The 18,910-nt window shown below is 53.8% G+C and carries 13 protein-coding genes; 8 read left to right on the top strand and 5 right to left on the bottom strand.

Features of this window, described 5'->3' with window-relative positions:
• Positions 1 to 178: 178 nt before the first annotated feature.
• Both dsdC and B4923_RS14735 read left to right on the top strand, forming a co-directional pair.
• On the top strand, positions 179 to 1,120 hold the full coding sequence (dsdC, locus tag B4923_RS14740) for a DNA-binding transcriptional regulator DsdC (RefSeq protein WP_109055118.1): 942 nt from the start codon (positions 179 to 181) through the stop codon (positions 1,118 to 1,120).
• 255 nt (positions 1,121 to 1,375) lie between these two features.
• Positions 1,376 to 2,572 carry a NupC/NupG family nucleoside CNT transporter gene (locus B4923_RS14735; protein ID WP_109055117.1) on the top strand — a complete coding sequence of 399 codons (1,197 nt, stop codon included), beginning with the start codon at positions 1,376 to 1,378 and terminating at the stop codon, positions 2,570 to 2,572.
• A 42-nt stretch (positions 2,573 to 2,614) separates the two neighbouring features.
• Here the strand turns inward: B4923_RS14735 and edd are convergent, their stop codons facing one another.
• The 5 genes from edd to B4923_RS14710 form a co-directional block, all read right to left on the bottom strand.
• Complete coding sequence (gene edd / locus B4923_RS14730; protein ID WP_109055116.1) at positions 2,615 to 4,426, bottom strand: phosphogluconate dehydratase; 1,812 nt, start codon at positions 4,424 to 4,426, stop codon at positions 2,615 to 2,617.
• Positions 4,423 to 4,929, bottom strand: coding sequence for a heme-degrading domain-containing protein (locus B4923_RS14725; protein ID WP_109055115.1), 507 nt, complete (start codon positions 4,927 to 4,929; stop codon positions 4,423 to 4,425). The genes edd and B4923_RS14725 overlap by 4 nt, the downstream gene beginning before the upstream one ends.
• Positions 4,930 to 5,013: 84 nt before the next feature.
• Entirely contained in the window at positions 5,014 to 6,321 is a 1,308-nt protein-coding gene (locus B4923_RS14720; protein WP_109055114.1) for an MFS transporter, read from the bottom strand.
• Positions 6,322 to 6,455: 134 nt separating this feature from the next.
• Complete coding sequence (locus B4923_RS14715) at positions 6,456 to 7,403, bottom strand: 2-hydroxyacid dehydrogenase (protein WP_109055113.1); 948 nt, start codon at positions 7,401 to 7,403, stop codon at positions 6,456 to 6,458.
• Positions 7,404 to 7,738: 335 nt separating this feature from the next.
• The gene (locus B4923_RS14710; protein ID WP_109055112.1) at positions 7,739 to 8,728 is read right to left on the bottom strand and encodes a LacI family DNA-binding transcriptional regulator; all 990 of its coding nucleotides are present in this window, start codon (positions 8,726 to 8,728) and stop codon (positions 7,739 to 7,741) included.
• 481 nt (positions 8,729 to 9,209) lie between these two features.
• Here B4923_RS14710 and idnO point away from each other — a divergent pair, with 481 nt between their 5' ends.
• The 6 genes from idnO (at position 9,210) to mdtC (ending at position 18,860) form a co-directional block, all read left to right on the top strand.
• Positions 9,210 to 9,974, top strand: coding sequence for a gluconate 5-dehydrogenase (idnO, locus tag B4923_RS14705; RefSeq protein WP_109055111.1), 765 nt, complete (start codon positions 9,210 to 9,212; stop codon positions 9,972 to 9,974).
• A 15-nt stretch (positions 9,975 to 9,989) separates the two neighbouring features.
• Positions 9,990 to 10,517 carry a gluconokinase gene (locus B4923_RS14700; protein ID WP_109055110.1) on the top strand — a complete coding sequence of 176 codons (528 nt, stop codon included), beginning with the start codon at positions 9,990 to 9,992 and terminating at the stop codon, positions 10,515 to 10,517.
• A 172-nt stretch (positions 10,518 to 10,689) separates the two neighbouring features.
• On the top strand, positions 10,690 to 11,163 hold the full coding sequence (locus tag B4923_RS14695) for a NanQ anomerase/TabA/YiaL family protein (protein WP_109055109.1): 474 nt from the start codon (positions 10,690 to 10,692) through the stop codon (positions 11,161 to 11,163).
• Between the two features lie 262 nt (positions 11,164 to 11,425).
• The gene (locus B4923_RS14690; RefSeq protein WP_109055108.1) at positions 11,426 to 12,652 is read left to right on the top strand and encodes an MdtA/MuxA family multidrug efflux RND transporter periplasmic adaptor subunit; all 1,227 of its coding nucleotides are present in this window, start codon (positions 11,426 to 11,428) and stop codon (positions 12,650 to 12,652) included.
• Positions 12,652 to 15,774, top strand: coding sequence for an MdtB/MuxB family multidrug efflux RND transporter permease subunit (locus B4923_RS14685; RefSeq protein ID WP_109055107.1), 3,123 nt, complete (start codon positions 12,652 to 12,654; stop codon positions 15,772 to 15,774). Before B4923_RS14690 ends, B4923_RS14685 begins: the two co-directional genes overlap by 1 nt.
• The gene (gene mdtC / locus B4923_RS14680; protein ID WP_109055106.1) at positions 15,771 to 18,860 is read left to right on the top strand and encodes a multidrug efflux RND transporter permease subunit MdtC; all 3,090 of its coding nucleotides are present in this window, start codon (positions 15,771 to 15,773) and stop codon (positions 18,858 to 18,860) included. Before B4923_RS14685 ends, mdtC begins: the two co-directional genes overlap by 4 nt.
• Positions 18,861 to 18,910: the final 50 nt, after the last annotated feature.

Here is an 18,910-nt window from a genome sequence, read left to right as displayed (position 1 = left end):
GGGGCTGACAAACGATCAAAAATGCGCTACACATGAAGCAGATTAAATCAAATGTGTGATATTGGTCGTAACCTCGCCATAATCCTGCTTTTGCATCACAAGAATTCATCCTTATGCACCGCAGCCCGGATAATTACGTTATGCTCGCATCATCCAGGAACCATCACTGAACTCAGCCATGTACGACGCCAACCATTATCTTGTCCGAAATAAACACCTGAACGGCTACCAGTTATCGCGGCTACACACCTTTGAAGTCGCCGCCCGCCACAGCTCCTTTGCGCTGGCGGCAGAGGAGCTATCCCTGACCCCCAGCGCCGTCAGCCACCGGATCAATCATCTGGAGGATGAGCTGGGTTTTCGCCTGTTTCAGCGCTTCCACCGCAGGGTGGAACTGACCCCGGAAGGCGAACGGCTGTTTTCCGTGTTCAAATCATCGCTGAACTACCTCAATCAGGAGATCCTGGAGATCAAAAGCCAGGAACTCTCAGGGATGCTGACCGTCTATTCCCGGCCATCCGTCGCCCAATGCTGGCTGGTGCCGAAGCTGGCTGACTTCGCCCGTCATTACCCGGCCATCAGCCTGAATATTCTGACCGGCAATGAAATGGTGGATTTCAGCGGCGCGGGCATCGATTTGGCCATTTACTTCGACGATAAAACGCCGGAAAAACTGGCCTGCGAGCATCTGATGGATGAATCGATGGTGCCGGTATGCAGCCCGGAATACGCCCAGCGTTTTGACCTGATCGCCAAGCCGGACAATCTGCGCCGATGCACGTTATTACACGATCGGCAGGCATGGAGCTATGACTCGGACGTCGGTGAATGGAGCGCCTGGGCCAGCCATTTTTCGATAACGCTTGATGAAAGACAGTGCGGGATGGGATTCGATCGCTCCGATCTGGCGGTGATCGCCGCCATGAACCATATTGGCGTGGCGATGGGCCGGCGCAAACTGGTGAGCAAACGGCTGGAAAGCAAAGAACTGATCGTGCCGTTTCCGGGGCTGGAAATGAAGTGCGAACAGCGCTACTACATCACCACCCTGTCGGACCGGCAGTGGCCAAAAATCAACGCGTTTATCCAATGGCTGAAAAATCAGGCCCGGAATACCTGATCGACAAAGTCGTAAGCTCCCCCCCAATTTGGCAAATGCGGATGATTAACGCGCTTGACTGATGAAAATATCGCCTGCCACAAGGTGGTATCAAAATAATGAATGGATAAAAGTGCCTTCATAACGAGATACACCGTTTAGTTTCGATATCTTCCCAAGATATAATTGCGTTTTTGTGTTCTTCATCTCATTTTTAGTGAACGCGTTACATAGAATGACGTGGAAAACTTGGCCTGCCTCATATTTGGAGCAAACATGTCTCTATCCCATATTGCGCAATTTGTTTTGGCGTTGATTGTCGTTGCCGCTCTGGCGCTACTTGTCTGCCGGGATCGTAAAAGCATCCGTATCCGTTTTATTATTCAACTGCTGGTTATTGAAATCCTGCTGGCCTACTTTTTTCTCTATTCGAATATCGGGTTGGGTGCGGTAAAAGGGGTTGCGGCGCTCTTCGATAAACTGCTCGGATTCGCCGGTCAGGGGACTGATTTCGTCTTCGGTGACATGGTCAATAGTGAAAAGAACCTGATCTCGTTCTTCTTCAAAGTGCTCTGCCCTATCGTCTTCATTTCTGCGCTGATCGGGATTTTGCAATACATCAAAGTGCTGCCCATCATCATTCGTGTGATCGGGACGGTGCTGTCCAAAGTGAACGGCATGGGGAAACTTGAATCCTTTAACGCCGTCAGTTCACTGATTCTCGGCCAGTCCGAAAACTTCATTGCCTACAAAGACATTTTGGGCAAGATGTCCGAAAAACGGATGTACACCATGGCCGCCACCGCCATGTCGACGGTTTCCATGTCCATCGTCGGCGCCTACATGTCCATGCTTGATGCCAAGTTCGTGGTCGCCGCCCTGATCCTGAATATGTTCAGTACTTTTATCGTGCTGTCACTTATCAATCCTTACAAAGTGGGCGACGAACCGGAGCTACAGTTAGGTAATCTACACGAGGGTCAGAGCTTTTTTGAAATGCTGGGCGAATATATCCTGGCCGGTTTCAAAGTCGCGGTTATCGTGGCCGCCATGCTGATTGGCTTTATCGCCCTGATCGCCGCCATTAACGCCATTTTCAGCGCCGTCTTCGGCGTGAGCTTCCAGGATATCCTCGGCTACGCTTTCTATCCGTTTGCCTGGATTATGGGTATCCCCTCTCATGAAGCCCTACAGGTTGGCAGCATTATGGCAACCAAACTTGTATCCAATGAATTCGTGGCCATGCTGGAGCTGCAAAAAGTGGCGGACACGCTGTCGCCGCGCAGCGTGGGCATCCTGTCTGTCTTCCTGGTGTCTTTCGCCAACTTTTCATCGATCGGTATTATCGCCGGTGCGATTAAAGGTTTGAATGAGCAACAAGGCAACGTGGTTTCCCGTTTCGGTCTGAAACTGGTTTATGGTTCAACGCTGGTGAGCATTCTTTCCGCATCTATCGCAGGACTGGTGCTGTAACGCAATGTATAAACCGGGAACAATAAGTTCCCGGTTTTACCTTCAGAAAGGAATACAGCAGGCCCCTTGTTCCGCGCCGGAAAGCCGCTCACGCAACGCGGTAAAAAGTTCCCTGCCGCACCCCTGATGATAGGGCGTTAAATCATACGGTTTAACGACGCGCTGCGCTAACACCTCATCGTCAACCCGTAGTGAAATCTCCCCGGTGTGTCCGTTAATACGGATGATGTCGCCGGTGCGGATTTTCGCCAGCAGCCCGCCATCACAGGCTTCCGGGGTGACATGTATCGCTGACGGCACTTTCCCCGAGGCTCCCGACAGACGGCCATCGGTGACCAGCGCCACGCGAAATCCCTTATCCATCAGCACCCCCAGCGGCGGCATCAGCTTATGCAACTCCGGCATGCCCACGGCTTGCGGTCCCTGATAACGCACCACGACGACACAATCCTTATCGAGCTCACCACGGTCAAAGGCGGGACCAACATCATGCTGGCTGTCAAACACCACCGCAGGCGCTTCAACGATCAGCGCATCATCGGGAACCGCTGAGGTTTTCATCACGGCGCGGCCTATATTACCGGACAGCACTTTTAATCCGCCGTGTGGCGAATAAGGCTGGCCGACAGAGGTAATGACCGACGAATCCATCGAGATCTCCGGGCCGTTCCGCCACCGGAGGCCCTCTTCTGCAAGATAAGGTTCCAGGGTGTAACGCTGCAATCCCCGACCGGCAACCGTTTCTACATCCTCATGCAGCAGACCGCTATTGAGTAATTCACGCACCAGCAAGGGAACGCCACCCGCGGCCTGGAAGTAGTTAATATCCGCCGGGCCATTCGGATAAATACGGCACAGCAGGGGAACAACCTCAGACAACCGGGAAAAATCATCCCAGTTGATCAGAATTCCGGCGGCGCGGGCGATGGCGACCAGATGCATGGTAAGATTCGTCGATCCGCCGCTGGCCAGCAGCGCCACAATGCCATTGACGATTACCTGTTCATTGACCAGATGTCCGACGGGCAGATAATTACCGGAAACCGCCGTCATACGCACAATCTGACGGGCGGCGGCATCATTCAACGCCTGACGCAACGGCGTATCAGGATGAACAAAAGACGCTCCGGGCAAATGCAACCCCATGACTTCCATGACCATCTGGTTAGAATTGGCCGTTCCGTAGAACGTGCAGGTGCCAATACCGTGATAGGAGGCGGCTTCTGCCTCCAGCAGCGCCTGACGATCGACCTTTCCCTCTGCGTAAAGCTGCCTTACCCGCACTTTTTCTTTATTAGGCAACCCGCTGGTCATCGGCCCGGCAGGAACAAACAGCGCCGGCAGATGACCAAACGACAGCGCCGCCATCAACAGGCCGGGAACAATTTTGTCACACACGCCGAGATACAGGGCCCCGTCAAACATGTTATGCGACAACCCCACCGCGGCGGACATGGCGATAACGTCGCGGCTCATTAGCGACAGCTCCATACCGTCCTGCCCTTGCGTCACGCCATCACACATGGCGGGCACGCCGCCCGCCACCTGCCCCACCGCGCCGACGGTACGCAACGCCGATTTTAACTGCTCCGGATAATGTTCGTAGGGCTGATGGGCGGAAAGCATGTCGTTATACGCCGTAATAATCGCAATATCGCTATGCACCATATTTCTGAGCATCGCTTTATCATCGGGCGTACAGGCGGCGAAACCGTGCGCCAGATTGCCGCAGGCCAGCTGGGAGCGCTGAACCTTAGTCTCTTTGGCGGCGGCAATCCGTTCAAGATATGCCCGACGACTCACCGCTGAACGCGTAATAATTTGCTGTGTGACGCACTCAACGACAGGGTTCATTGAACCTCCTGCATCAGGCGGTCAATCGTTTCTTCTGTCAGACCGGCAAAACGCGCCAACACGCCGACCAGAAAAGAGTGATCTTCACGATGCGGCGCGCCCGATACCACCACGCTGCCGACGATCCCGGCATGTTTAACCTGTAAGGGGAATCCGCCGCCAAACGCGGCATAGTCACGTTCATTGACCCCATAACGGGCAGACAACGTGGTCTGGCGCACTTGTAACATCAGGCTGGCGGCATAGGAACTCATCTCCAGCAGTTCCACCACATTACGTTTACGGCGCAGCCAATCCAGATTTTCCTTCGTCGTACCCGGCATGGCATAACTGAACCAGGTTTGGTGATTAACGGTAATACTCATCGCCAGCGACAGAGACTGGCGCTCCGCCTGATGTTTTATTGCTTCACCCAATGACCAGGCCAGTTGGCGATTAAATTCAGGTAAAACAATCAACTGCTGCTGTTGTTGACATAATTCAAACTGGTGCTGCACATTCATAACCCACTCCGACTTCTACACTACCGGCTGCGATCGCAACGTATCGCAGCCAGCGGGATAACGCTGTGTTTGCTCAATACGACACTATGTTCGCTCAACACGACCAAGCGGCTTTACCTTGGCGTTTTTATCGACGGACATATCGCACGTTTCCGGCAACAGGCAGGTAACCAGTCCGGCAATAATCAGGGAGGCCGCCAGTACGCAAACCGCCGTAGCCTGCCCGAAGAAATAGAGCATCACGCCGACCAGATAGGGACCGCAAAAGCCACCCAGATTCCCCAGTCCATTAATCACGCCGCGAGCGCCCCCTGCCACTTCAGGAACGGCAATGCGTCCTGGAATGGACCAGAAAGGTCCGGTTGCCGCTTTCAGGAAGAAACCGCACACCACCAGAGAAATATAAGACGCGACGGGATAATTTCTGAACAGCACCGAACAAATCAAACCCGCCGCAAAGCAGAACAGCGACAGCATAATGAACAGACGACGTTTACCGGTCTTGTCCACCAGAATGGAGATGGCATAAATACCCAGAATGGTCGCGACAAACGGCAGGATAGCCAGAACGCCCACTGACGCCATGCTGCCGCCGGTCAGATTTTTCAAAATGGTGGGAAGCCAAAGCGTATAACCGTAATCACCTGTTTGATAAAAGAAATTCAGGATAATCAGCTTAACCAGACCATTATTCAGAAACACCTCTTTCAGCGGGGCATTGGTCACCGGCGCGATACGAACCCGTTCTTCCCTCTCCCGGGCCAGCTCCGTGACCAGATAATTGCGTTCTTTCTCAGACAGCCATTTGGCCTCTTCAGGACGATCGCTGATAACAAACCACCACATCACCAGAACAACGGCCGACAGTCCGCCTTCCAGAATAAACAGCCAGCGCCAGTCAAGCGCGTTGATGATGAACCCGGATAACGGCGCGGTAAACATGCCGCCCAGCGGGGCAAACATCATGACAAACGCGTTCGCGCGGCCAATTTCTTTTTCCGGAAACCAGTTGCTGACCATCGTCAGAACCACCGGCAGCATCCCGCCTTCAGAAACGCCCAGTAAAAAGCGCAGGAACAACAATTGATAGTGATTGGTTACCAGACCGGTCAGGATGGAAATCACCGCCCACCCAAACAGGGAAAAGGCGATAAATTTCCGGCCGCTGCCGTGCACCGCCATCCGTCCGCCGGGAATTTGCAGAAACAGATAGCCAATGAAAAATATGCCTCCGGCAAGTCCGGCCATTTGGCTGCCCATGCCTAAATCCGTCTCCATTCCTCCAGGCAGCGCAAAACTGATATTTACCCGATCCATAAAAGAAATAATACATGCAATCATGATCGGAACGATGACACGTAACCAGCGAGCATTAGGGATCTTATTGTCCATGCTTGTCATGCCTCTTCAAAATAAGAGAAACACTCCTCTGTTGATTAGAACAGTTAATTAGAACAACAGAGGATTGTCCGTACATAAAACAGATAAAAAATTAGTGACGCGATTAAATTTAAAAAATAAGTTAATTAATAAATCGCCGTAGGCTCTTTCTCACCTTTAAAATGAGCATCAATATTTGAGAAAACAATATTACTCATCTGAATACGTGTTTCTATTGTCGCACTGGCAATATGCGGTAATAAAACCACATTATCCATGCCAATAAACTCGTCGGGAACATGAGGTTCATTACTAAACACATCCAATCCTGCGCCGGCTATTTTTTTCTGCTGCAACGCATCAATAAGATCCTGTTGATTCACCATATTGCCCCGGGCAATATTAATCAGGATGGCGCGTTCAGGCATCAGCGAGAAAATATCAGCATTAATTAATCCTTCACGACCCGGCCCGCCTGAAATAGCGATGACCAGAATATCGCTCTGCTTTGCCAAATCCGATAATTCCGCGACATATTGATACGGCAGAGCGGGGTTTTCTTTCAAATCGGTATAGGCAATCTGCATGTCAAAACCGGCGGCACGACGGGCAATCGCGCGACCGATGTTCCCCATACCAAAAATGCCGATACGTTTTCCCGTCACTTTCGTTCCCAGCGGCAGGCCCGCATGCGGCCATTGGCCATCCCGCACAAATTTATCGGCCTGACATAAACGACGGCAGACAGACAGTATCAACCCTAACGCCGTATCTGCGACGTCGTCCGTCAACACGCCCGGTGTTGTTGTCACGACGATGCCCCGCTGACGGGTATATTGCAGATCAACGGCATCGGTTCCCACGCCAAATATGGCGATAACCCCCAGATTTGGCAGCTCTTCGAGCACGCTGTTCGTTACGCCAATATCACCGCGAGTAACGATCCCTTTGATATTTTTACCCTGCGCCGCAAGAAATGCCTGCGGATTTTCCTGCTCAAAAAGTTTATGTACCGTGAAGTTCGCTTCCAGATTATTCATCAGATGCGGCAAAATCGGCGCCACGACCAGGACAGACTGAGCATCATTTTTCATTACATAACCACCTGATAGATTTAATAAAATCATTAAAAAAGCACTATCGACACCGGTGTCACCCGTTCGGCTGGCAGTTCAATTCGCTGGTCCGCGCGGAACTGCACATTCCATTTCTGATAAGGCCCTTTCTTCGTTGCGGTTATCACACCCGTTTTTGATGTTCAATTTTGTGACGGACATCACTGCAAATCATGTTAACAAAAGATGTTACTGGTAACGTGATCGCGCCGTCATTTTCCACCGCGCAGCGCAATCCGTACAATTCATTCAGGGAAGAAAAAGGGCTTCTCGCGGCCATATCCGCCCGCGGAAGAAGATGGCGTCAGTGAAAATCACAGCGTACCGCCGAGCGAAATACGATAATGCAGGTCAATATATTCAATGGTAGGAATCTGATTGATTTTCTTAAGTAAAATCTCTGCGGCAACTTTCCCCATCTCAAAACGGGGGGTAATGACGCTGGCCATGACCGGCGTTGTCGCCTGACCAATATCAAGACCATGAAACCCGGATATCGCCATCTGAGCCGGGACATCAAGTGACAGTCGCAGACACTCTTGTAACACACCGACGGCAATATCATCGTTGGTGCAGAAAATCGCATCGGCCTGTGGATACATCTGGCGAGCCAGAGCCAGCATCCCGCCGCCGATTGAAATGGAGGAAACCCGGTTTGGCGTAATATGCATCGGCTGCTCCCCTGCGTCCAACATCGCCTGGCTGTAACCCTGATACCGCTTTCTATCACGCCGATCAGACATGGAACCAAAATAGACCACCTGTTTTTTCCCACTGGCCAACAGGGTCGAGGTCATATCATACGCGGCCCGGTAATTATCAAACCCGACCACAATACGGCCGGGGATCACCTCTAAATCCATCACCTGAGCAACCGGAATGGATGCGGCATTCAGGTATTTATCGGCGCGTAGCGTGTGCTCGGAATCCGTCAGGATCAGACCGGCGATGGGAAAAGAGAGCAGATTGATGATCTGTTCTTCTTCACGCTCTTTATTGTAATCGTAGTTAACCACCAGCGTCTGATAGCCCTGGGCAAGCGTGACGGATTCAATGCCTGCCAGCAGATCGGAAAAAATCTGATTATTAAAAGACGGCACCAGAACGCCGATACGGGGGCTGCGCGCACTTCCCGCGTCGGGCTGACTATCCGGTGTAAAATTCACTTCGGCCATAACCTGAGCGATACGCTCGCCGGTTTCTGGCGACACCTTATCCGGAGTACGCAAATAGCGGCTCACTGTCATTTTCGTTACGCCTGCCAGTAAAGCGATATCCTGTAACGTAACACGCTGGTTTTTCATGCCGGAGTCCCAGAGAAATACCGTAAGTAGATAGCAGGATTATGCCCTGCGATACCCCTTCATGGAAAGCATGATACCCCGCCACGTCGGCGGTAACATTCCCGCCATATAAATTAAATTAGATATTTATCATATAGTTAAATGAAAATATCCCTCTATTTACTGCCATTATTTATCGCGGTATCTCATGTGGAGCGGATGAGTGTCACGTAAGCGGTAACATCCCGCAGTAACACTTTTAAAGGTGATCTTCATCACAGTTTTACCGGCCGTAAAACGGTTTCATAATCCCACATAATTTATCGTTTTATTTCGTTATCCGTCATCAATATCGTATTAACCATCATCCAATATTACGTTGTTAATTTTTGGCCTGGTTAATGCTGGCTGGTTTTATTCATCAGTGCCGTATTCATGACATTTCGAAATATAAAATAACGTTGACCCTAAAAATGATTTACTCAGCCATCAGGAATTATTTATGAAAGATCTGTTTTCACTATCAAAAAAGAAAGTGCTTATTACAGGCTCTGCACAAGGCATCGGCTTTCTGCTGGCTAAAGGTTTATCTGAATTTGGTGCGGAAGTCATTATTAATGATATCACCACCGAACGCGCGGAAAATGCCGTCGGAAAATTACGTGAAGCGGGCTTTCAGGCTCATGCTGCCGCATTTAACGTTACCGACCACGACGCCGTTCAGGAATCGATTCATTACATAGAAGAAAATATTGGCGCCATTGATGTGTTAATTAATAACGCCGGCATCCAACGTCGCCATCCTTTTACCGAATTTCCGGAAAAGGACTGGGACGATGTCATTAACGTTAATCAAAAATCTGTCTTTTTGGTTTCTCAGGCGGTTTCCCGGTATATGGTGAAACGCCAGAGCGGGAAAATCATTAATATCTGCTCGATGCAGAGTGAATTAGGCCGCGACACCATCACGCCTTATGCCGCATCCAAGGGCGCGGTAAAAATGCTGACGCGGGGCATGTGCGTGGAGCTCGCTCGCCATAACATTCAGGTTAACGGCATCGCTCCCGGCTATTTTAAAACCGAAATGACCAAAGCGCTGGTCGATGATCAGGCATTTACCGGCTGGTTATGTAAACGGACGCCCGCCGCACGCTGGGGAGATCCCGAGGAGCTAATCGGCGCCGCCGTCTATCTCTCCTCCCGGGCATCGGATTTTGTCAACGGACACCTGCTGTTTGTTGACGGTGGCATGTTGGTCGCAGTGTAACTGACAGAGGGTATTATGTCCGGTAAATGTATCATCATCATGGGCGTGTCCGGCACGGGAAAATCCAGCGTCGGACTGGCGCTGGCCAATCATCTCCATGCCAAATTCATCGATGGAGATGACCTGCACCCGCGCGCCAACATCCAGAAAATGGCCTCGGGTCATCCCTTGAACGATGACGACCGTATGCCCTGGCTTGAGCGCCTGAGCGATGTGGCCTATAGCCTGCAACAAAAAAATGAGACGGGTATTCTGGTCTGTTCTTCTCTGAAAAAGCGTTACCGCGATCGGCTAAGGGAAGGGAATAACGATTTGACCTTCCTGTGGCTGCACGGCGACTATGAACTGGTATTGGACCGGATGAAACGCCGCGCGGGTCATTTTATGCCGGAAAGTCTGCTGAGAAGTCAGTTTGCTACCCTTGAGTGCCCCGACGAGCGGGAAACAGACGTTATCCCTATCGATATCGCCACGTCATTTGACGGCGTGGTCAACCGCTGTGTGACGTCGTTGCCCCAGGAGGCAACGCCGCAATACGCCTGAAAAATACACGCCATACCCACAGGTTTCGAGGTGCCGGCGAACGGCAGGCAAATACGTCCCCTCTCAGCGACGCAAGTCAGCGATCGGGGGGACGCCCCCGCCAGAAGCAGGTTTAAACGCCGCCAACCTGCCGGCCTTTGAAAGATAACGGGTACAAAAACAAGGATTGATTATGATCGTCGATACACTTAAAAACGCGCTGGACAACCCCGGTTATCCCGATGCCATTCTCCGCACGCTTAACGCTATCAGTAAGCTGGATCTTGCCACTCTCCCCGCGGGCGAACAGGATATTGAAGGCCGTGAAATTTATCTGAACCATATCATCGGGCAGACTAAGCCCCTGCATGAACAGCAGCCGGAATTACATCGTTATTACATTGATCTTCATTTTCTAATCGAAGGCCATGAATATATCGGTGCGGCGCCCGGAACTCAGGGGCAATCCCCGACCATGGAATTCGATACCGAGCGGGACTATGGTTTCTATGAAAACATCAGCAACGAAACGCTGTTGGCCTTATCACCCGGCGATTTCGCCTTGTTATTCCCCGGCGAATTACACCGTCCGATGGCGACGCTGACCCAACCCGCGCCGCTGCGCAAACTGGTTGTAAAAATCGCGGCGCACCTGCTGCAAGATTGATTTAACCGTTCAACCCGAAATACCCAATGCCGCCTTGCCACCTACCCTGCCAGGACAAGGTGGCATTTCTGTGATAATATCCAGCCCGTCTCGCAAGTCGAAATACCCCCCTACAAACCCTGACACATCTTCCACATTTCCTTCATTTTTGTCCTGTATGAACTGTTTAAACTAGTATGATAAACCTGGTTTATGTAGCGTCTTGTTTTTTATGGAGCCTGAGCCGTTCTCAGCGCAATCTGGAGAGATTAATCCCATTATTATGAATGCCAAACGCCTCTCACGTCTGTTGATACTCGTTGCCGCCATCATTATTGCAGCCCTGCTGCTCTGGAGACATTTCAGTCAACCCCAGGCCGTTCCAGGTCCGGGAGGAAACAGCACCGCGCAACAGTCACGCGACGGCGGCAGCGGTGGGCGACGGGCGGCGATGAGAGTGCTGCCGCCCGTGCAGGCGGCGTTGACTCAATCAGCCGCCGTCCCTTACTACCTTTCCGGCCTCGGCACCGTGACCGCCGCCAACACCGTGACCATCCGCAGCCGCGTGAGCGGTGAATTGATGGCCCTGCACTTTCAGGAAGGACAGCAGGTCAACGCGGGCGATTTACTGGCAGAGATTGATCCGCGGCCTTTTCAGGTTGAACTCACTCAGGCTCAGGGCCAATTGGCAAAAGATCAGTCAGTGCTGGCAAATGCTCGTCAGGATTTATCCCGCTATCAGCAACTGGTGAAAACCAACCTGATTTCCCGTCAGGAACTGGATGCGCAAATTGCGCAGGTCCGTCAGGCGGAAGGCACCCTGAAGGCCGATGAGGGCGCGGTGGCCAGTGCAGAACTCCAATTGGCTTACAGCAAGATTACCGCGCCAATCAGCGGCCGGGTCGGTCTGAAACAGGTGGACGTGGGGAATTACATCACCAGCGGCGATACCAACGGACTTATCGTCATCACGCAGACACACCCTATTGATGTGGTGTTTACCGTACCGGAAGGTGAAATCGCCACGATTCTGAATGCGCAAAAATCGGGCCAGTCGCCGATAGTCGAGGCCTGGGATCGCGCCAATCAGAAAAAGCTGTCGCAGGGCAGCCTGCTCAGCATGGACAACCAGATCGATACCACCACCGGCACCATTAAGCTCAAAGCGCGTTTTGAAAATCTGGATGATGCATTGTTCCCTAATCAGTTCGTCAACATCCGTATGAAGGTTGATACGCTGCAAAATGCCGTGGTTGCTCCGGCCGCCGCCGTGCAAATGGGTAACGAAGGACGTTTTGTCTGGATACTGAATGATAAACACGAAGTCAGCAAACGACAGGTGACAACCAGCATTCAATACGGTCAGCAAATCGTGATTACCGCAGGTTTGGATGCCGGGGTACAGGTCGTTACCGATGGTATTGACCGTCTGACGGAAGGGGCAAAAGTCGAGGTACTGCCCTCGGCCAAAATAGAGCAAACACCGGTAACCACCGGGGAGAAATCCTGATGCAGGATACCGTGCCAGCCAGTGGTGGCGGACCATCACGGCTTTTTATACTGCGTCCGGTCGCCACCACATTGCTGATGATCGCCATCCTGCTGGCGGGGATCATCGGCTATCGCGCGCTGCCCGTTTCGGCCCTGCCGGAAGTGGATTACCCGACGATTCAGGTTATCACCCTTTATCCCGGCGCCAGTCCCGAGGTGATTACCTCGGCGATTACCGCGCCGTTGGAGCGTCAGTTCGGCCAGATGTCAGGGCTGAAACAGATGTCGACCCAGAGTTCGGGCGGGGCGTCGGTCATCACCCTGCAATTCCAGCTTGAACTGTCGCTGGATATTGCGGAACAGGATGTGCAGGCCGCCATTAACGCGGCGACCAATCTGCTGCCGACCGATCTGCCCTATCCGCCGACCTACAGCAAGGTAAACCCGGCCGATCCGCCGATTATGACGCTGGCGGTCACCTCCAGCGCCATGCCGATGACGCAGGTTCAGGACATGGTCGATAATCGTATCGCGCAGAAAATCTCGCAGGTGGCCGGCGTCGGTCTGGTTTCGCTGGCGGGCGGACAACGCCCCGCGGTGCGGGTGAAACTGAACGCGCCAGCGCTGGCGGCCTACGGCTTAACCAGCGAAACGATCCGCACGGCGATCACCGCCGCCAACGTCAATTCCGCCAAAGGCAGCCTCGACGGCCCGACGCGCTCCGTCACGCTCTCCGCCAACGATCAGATGAAATCCGTTGAGGATTACCGGCAGTTGATCGTCGCCTGGAACAATGACGCGCCGGTACGTCTGCGCGATGTCGCCACCATCGAACAAGCCGCGGAGAACACCTATCTGGCCGCCTGGGCTAATCGGCAGCAAGCGATCATTATCAACGTTCAGCGCCAACCGGGCGCCAACGTGATCACCACCACCGACAATATTCGCAACATGTTGCCGGGGTTGACGGCCAGCCTGCCGAAAACGGTTGAAGTCACCACGCTGACCGATCGCACCACCAGCATCCGGGCATCCGTCAAAGATGTACAATTCGAGCTGCTGCTGGCTATCGCGCTGGTCGTGATGGTGATTTACCTGTTTCTGCGTAATGCGGTTGCCACGCTGATCCCAAGCATCGCGGTGCCGCTCTCGCTGGTTGGCACGTTTGCCGCCATGTATTTCCTCGGTTTTTCCATCAACAATCTGACGCTGATGGCGCTCACCATTGCGACCGGTTTTGTGGTGGATGATGCGATCGTGGTCATCGAAAACATTACCCGCTATATCGAAAAGGGGGAAAAACCGCTTAATGCGGCGTTGAAAGGCGCCGGGGAAATCGGCTTTACCATCATTTCACTGACGTTCTCGCTGATTGCCGTACTGATCCCGCTGCTGTTTATGGGCGACATTATTGGCCGTCTGTTTCGGGAATTCGCCATCACGCTGGCCGTCTCCATTCTGATTTCAGCGGTTGTCTCGCTCACCCTCACCCCCATGATGTGCGCCCGGATGCTCAGCCATCAGTCGCTTCACAAGCAGAACCGCTTTACCCGCGCCAGCGAACGGTTCTTTACCAGACTGGTGGAGGCGTATGGCCGTTATCTGCGCAAGGTACTGAATCATCCATGGCTGACGCTGAGTGTCGCATTAGGCGCCCTGCTGATGACCATCCTGCTCTACCTGTGGATCCCCAAAGGATTTTTCCCGGTGCAGGACAACAGTATTATTCAGGGAACCGTGCAGGCGCCGCAGTCCGTCTCCTTCAGTAATATGGCGGATCGTCAGCAGCAGGTGACGTCGATTATCATGAAGGATCCGGCGGTACAGAGCGTCTCCTCCTTCGTGGGCGTTGATGGCACCAATGCGGCGCTGAACAGCGGCCGCTTGCAGATCAATCTGCGGCCGCTCAGTGAACGCAGCGAACGTATTCCCGAAATCATTAGCCGGCTGCAACAGCAGACCGCGCAGATCCCCGGGATCCAGCTTTACCTGCAACCGGTGCAGGATTTGACTATCGATACCCAGGTCAGCCGCACGCAATATCAGTTTACGTTGCAGGCCATGTCGCTGGACGAACTGAGTCTGTGGGTGCCGCAGCTGATGGCGGAACTGCAAAAACTGCCGCAGTTGGAAGACGTCAGCAGCGACTGGCAGGATCGGGCGCCGATTGCCTATGTCAACGTCAACCGCGACAGCGCCAGCCGTCTGGGCATTACCATGTCGCAGGTCGACAGCGCGCTGTATAACGCGTTCGGACAACGTCTGGTTTCCACAATTTATACGCAGGCCAGCCAGTATCGCGTCGTGCTGGAACACAACACGGCCAACAACAACGGTCTGGACGCGCTGAATGACATACGGTTAATCAGCAGCGACGGCGGCGCCATTCCACTGAACAGCATCGCGACCGTTGAAGAGCGTCAGGGGCCTTTGGCGATCAATCGCATCGATCAATTTCCCTCAACCACGATCTCCTTTAACGTGAGCAGCAACTACTCACTGGGTGAAGCGGTGGATGCCATCACCCAGGCGGAACGGCAGATGAATTTGCCTGCGGATATCACTACCCGTTTCCAGGGCAGTACGCTGGCGTTTCAGGCGGCGCTGAGCAGCACCGTCTGGCTGATCGTGGCGGCCGTGGTCGCCATGTACATTGTGCTTGGCGTGCTGTATGAAAGTTTTATCCATCCGGTAACCATTCTCTCGACCTTACCCACCGCGGGAGTGGGGGCGCTGCTGGCGCTGATGATGGCGGGCAGCGAACTGGATGTGATCGCCATTATCGGCATCATTCTGCTGATCGGTATCGTGAAGAAGAACGCCATTATGATGATCGACTTCGCGCTGGCCGCCGAACGGGAACAGGGCATGACCCCCTATGACGCCATCTATCAGGCTTGTCTGTTGCGTTTTCGTCCCATCCTGATGACCACCATGGCGGCGCTGCTCAGCGCCTTGCCGCTGATGCTCAGCACCGGCGTAGGGGCGGAACTACGGCAACCGCTGGGAATCTGTATGGTTGGCGGCCTGGTGATGAGCCAGATCCTGACCCTGTTTACCACCCCGGTGATTTATCTGCTGTTTGACAGGCTGGCGTTGCATTTACGCCGTGCGCCGCGTCGGGAGGAAGAAACCGAGTGAAGTTCTTCGCCCTGTTCATTCACCGGCCCGTTGCCACCACGCTGCTGACATTGGCCATCGCCATCTGCGGCGTGATTGGATTTCGCCTGCTGCCGGTTTCTCCCCTGCCGCAGGTGGATTTCCCGGTTATCTCGATTAGCGCCTCGCTGCCGGGCGCCTCGCCGGAAACCATGGCCTCCTCGGTCGCCACGCCGCTGGAGCGTTCTCTGGGCCGGATTGCCGGCGTCAGCGAAATGACGTCCACCAGTTCGCTCGGCAGTACGCGCATTATTCTGGTGTTCAACCTCGATCGGGATATCAACGGCGCCGCCCGTGATGTACAGGCCGCCATCAACGCCGCCCAGAATATGTTGCCGTCAGGCATGGCGAGTCGTCCGACCTATCGGAAGGTCAACCCGTCCGATGCGCCGATTATGATCCTGACGCTGTCTTCCGATACCTATGATCAGGGGCAGCTCTACGATTTTGCATCAACCCAACTGGCGCAGAAAATTTCCCAGATGGAAGGCGTGGGGGATGTTTCGATCGGCGGCAGTTCGCTGCCCGCAGTACGGGTGGCGCTCAATCCACTGGCGCTGTTTAATCAGGGGATTTCGCTGGATGACGTGCGTCAGGCCATCAGTCAGGCTAATGTTCGCCAACCGCTCGGCAATATCGAAAACCACCAGCAAAACTGGCAGATACAAACCAACGATGAACTGAAGACCGCCGATGTCTACAAGCCGTTGATTATTCACTACAGCAACGGAGCCGCAGTACGGCTGAGCGATGTGGCGACGGTGGAAAATTCGGTGCAAGATGCGCGTAACGCCGGCATGTCCAATTCCAAACCCGCCATTCTGGTGATGATCCGCCGCACCCCCGACGCCAATATCATCAATACCGTAGATAATGTGCGCGCCGCCCTGCCGGAACTGCGCGCCAGCCTGCCCGCGGCGATCCAACTCGATGTTGCTCAGGATCGCTCGCCGACCATCCGCGCCTCGCTCGCCGAGGTCGAACAATCGCTGGTGATTGCCGTCGCGCTGGTCATTCTGGTGGTATTTCTGTTCCTGCGTTCCGGGCCCGCCACCCTCATTCCTGCGGTAGCCGTTCCGGTTTCCCTGATCGGCACCTTCGCCGCCATGTATTTGTGCGGATTCAGTCTGAATAACCTGTCACTGATGGCGCTCACCATCGCGACCGGTTTCGTGGTGGATGACGCGATTGTGGTGCTGGAAAATATTTCCCGGCACATTGAAGCAGGGATGAAGCCGATGCAAGCCTCGTTGCAAGGGGTACGCGAAGTCGGTTTCACCGTGTTGTCGATGAGTCTGTCGCTGGTGGCGGTTTTCATCCCGCTGTTGCTGATGGATGGCTTACCGGGCCGGCTGTTCCGGGAATTTGCCGTGACGCTGTCGGTGGCGATCATGATTTCTCTGCTGATTTCACTCACGCTGACCCCCATGATGTGCGCCCGGCTGCTGCGGGCCGTGCCCAAACAAAGTCAACCGCGTAAACGCGGTTTCAGCCGGGTTATCACGGCGGTACAGCGGCACTATGGGCGTTCGCTCAAGTGGGTGCTTAACCATACCCGCTGGGTATTGATGCTGTTGCTGGGGACGATGGCGCTGAGCGTCTGGCTGTATATCAGCATCCCAAAAACCTTTTTCCCCGAGCAGGATACCGGCAGGCTGATGGGGTTCATTCAGGCGGATCAAAGCATCTCCTTCCAGGCAATGAAAGTGAAGCTACAGGACTTCATGACTATCGTCCGCAACGATCCCGCCGTGGATAACGTGACGGGCTTTACCGGCGGGACGCGAACCAACAGCGGTTCGATGTTTATTTCCCTCAAGCCGCTGTCCGAACGCGATGTCAGCGCCCAGCAGGTCATCAGCCGCCTGCGGATCAAACTGTCGAAAGAACCGGGGGCCAACCTGTTTTTAACGCCGGTGCAGGATATCCGCATCGGCGGGCGTGAAGCGAATGCAAGCTACCAGTTCAGCCTGTTGTCTGACGATCTCGGCGATCTGCGCGCCTGGGAGCCGAAAATCCGCGAGGCCCTGAGCAAATTGCCCGAACTGGCCGATGTGAACTCCGATCAGCAGAATAAAGGATCGGAAATGGCGCTGTCCTATAATCGCGATGCCATGGCGCAGTTGGGGATCAGCGTTTCCAGCGTCAATGCGCTGTTGAACAATGCGTTCGGCCAGCGTCAGATCTCCACCATTTATCAGCCGCTCAATCAGTACAAAGTGGTGATGGAAGTGGATTCCGCCTATACGCAGGATGTGAGTTCGCTGGATAAAATGTTTGTCATCAGCGCTGACGGTAAACCGATCCCGCTCTCTTATTTTGCCAACTGGCAGCCAATTAACGCGCCGCTGTCGGTCAACCATCAGGGATTGTCGGCGTCTTCAACCATTGCCTTTAACTTACCGGAAGGGGGAACGCTGTCCGAGGCGACCTCCGCGATTGAGCGGGCAATGACCTCGCTGGGCGTGCCTTCCACCGTGCGGGGACAGTTCGCCGGTACGGCGCAGGCCTTCCAGCAGTCGCAATCTTCTCAGCTGGTGTTGATTCTGGCGGCAATCATTACGGTCTATATTGTACTGGGTGTGCTATACGAAAGTTACGTGCATCCGTTAACCATTCTCTCCACTCTGCCTTCTGCCGGCGTGGGGGCGTTACTGGCGCTGGAGTGGTTTGATGCGCCGTTCAGTTTGATCGCGCTGATTGGAATCATGCTGCTGATAGGTATCGTTAAAAAGAATGCGATTATGATGGTGGATTTTGCATTGGTGGCGCAGCGTACTGGCGGACTCAGCGCCAAAGACGCTATCTTTCAGGCCAGCCTGCTGCGCTTCCGCCCGATTATGATGACCACGCTGGCCGCGCTGTTTGGCGCCCTGCCGTTGGTTCTCACCAGCGGCGACGGCGCCGAGCTGCGCCAGCCTCTGGGAATTACCATTGTCGGCGGATTGGTGATGAGCCAGCTACTCACGCTCTACACCACGCCGGTGGTGTACCTGTTCTTTGATAAACTGCGGAATTTGCGGCGCAAGAAACCGCTACCAATAAAGATAGAAAGCAGCGCTAATTAGCATAAATCCGGCGTGAAAGGGGCTGAGCCGGAAGATGCCTTCAGGATGAG

It is taken from the genome of Brenneria roseae subsp. americana (assembly GCF_003115815.1).
GTDB lineage: Bacteria > Pseudomonadota > Gammaproteobacteria > Enterobacterales > Enterobacteriaceae > Brenneria > Brenneria roseae.
Note: the sequence above shows the minus strand (reverse complement) of the source record. Positions and strands in the feature narration are given on the sequence as shown.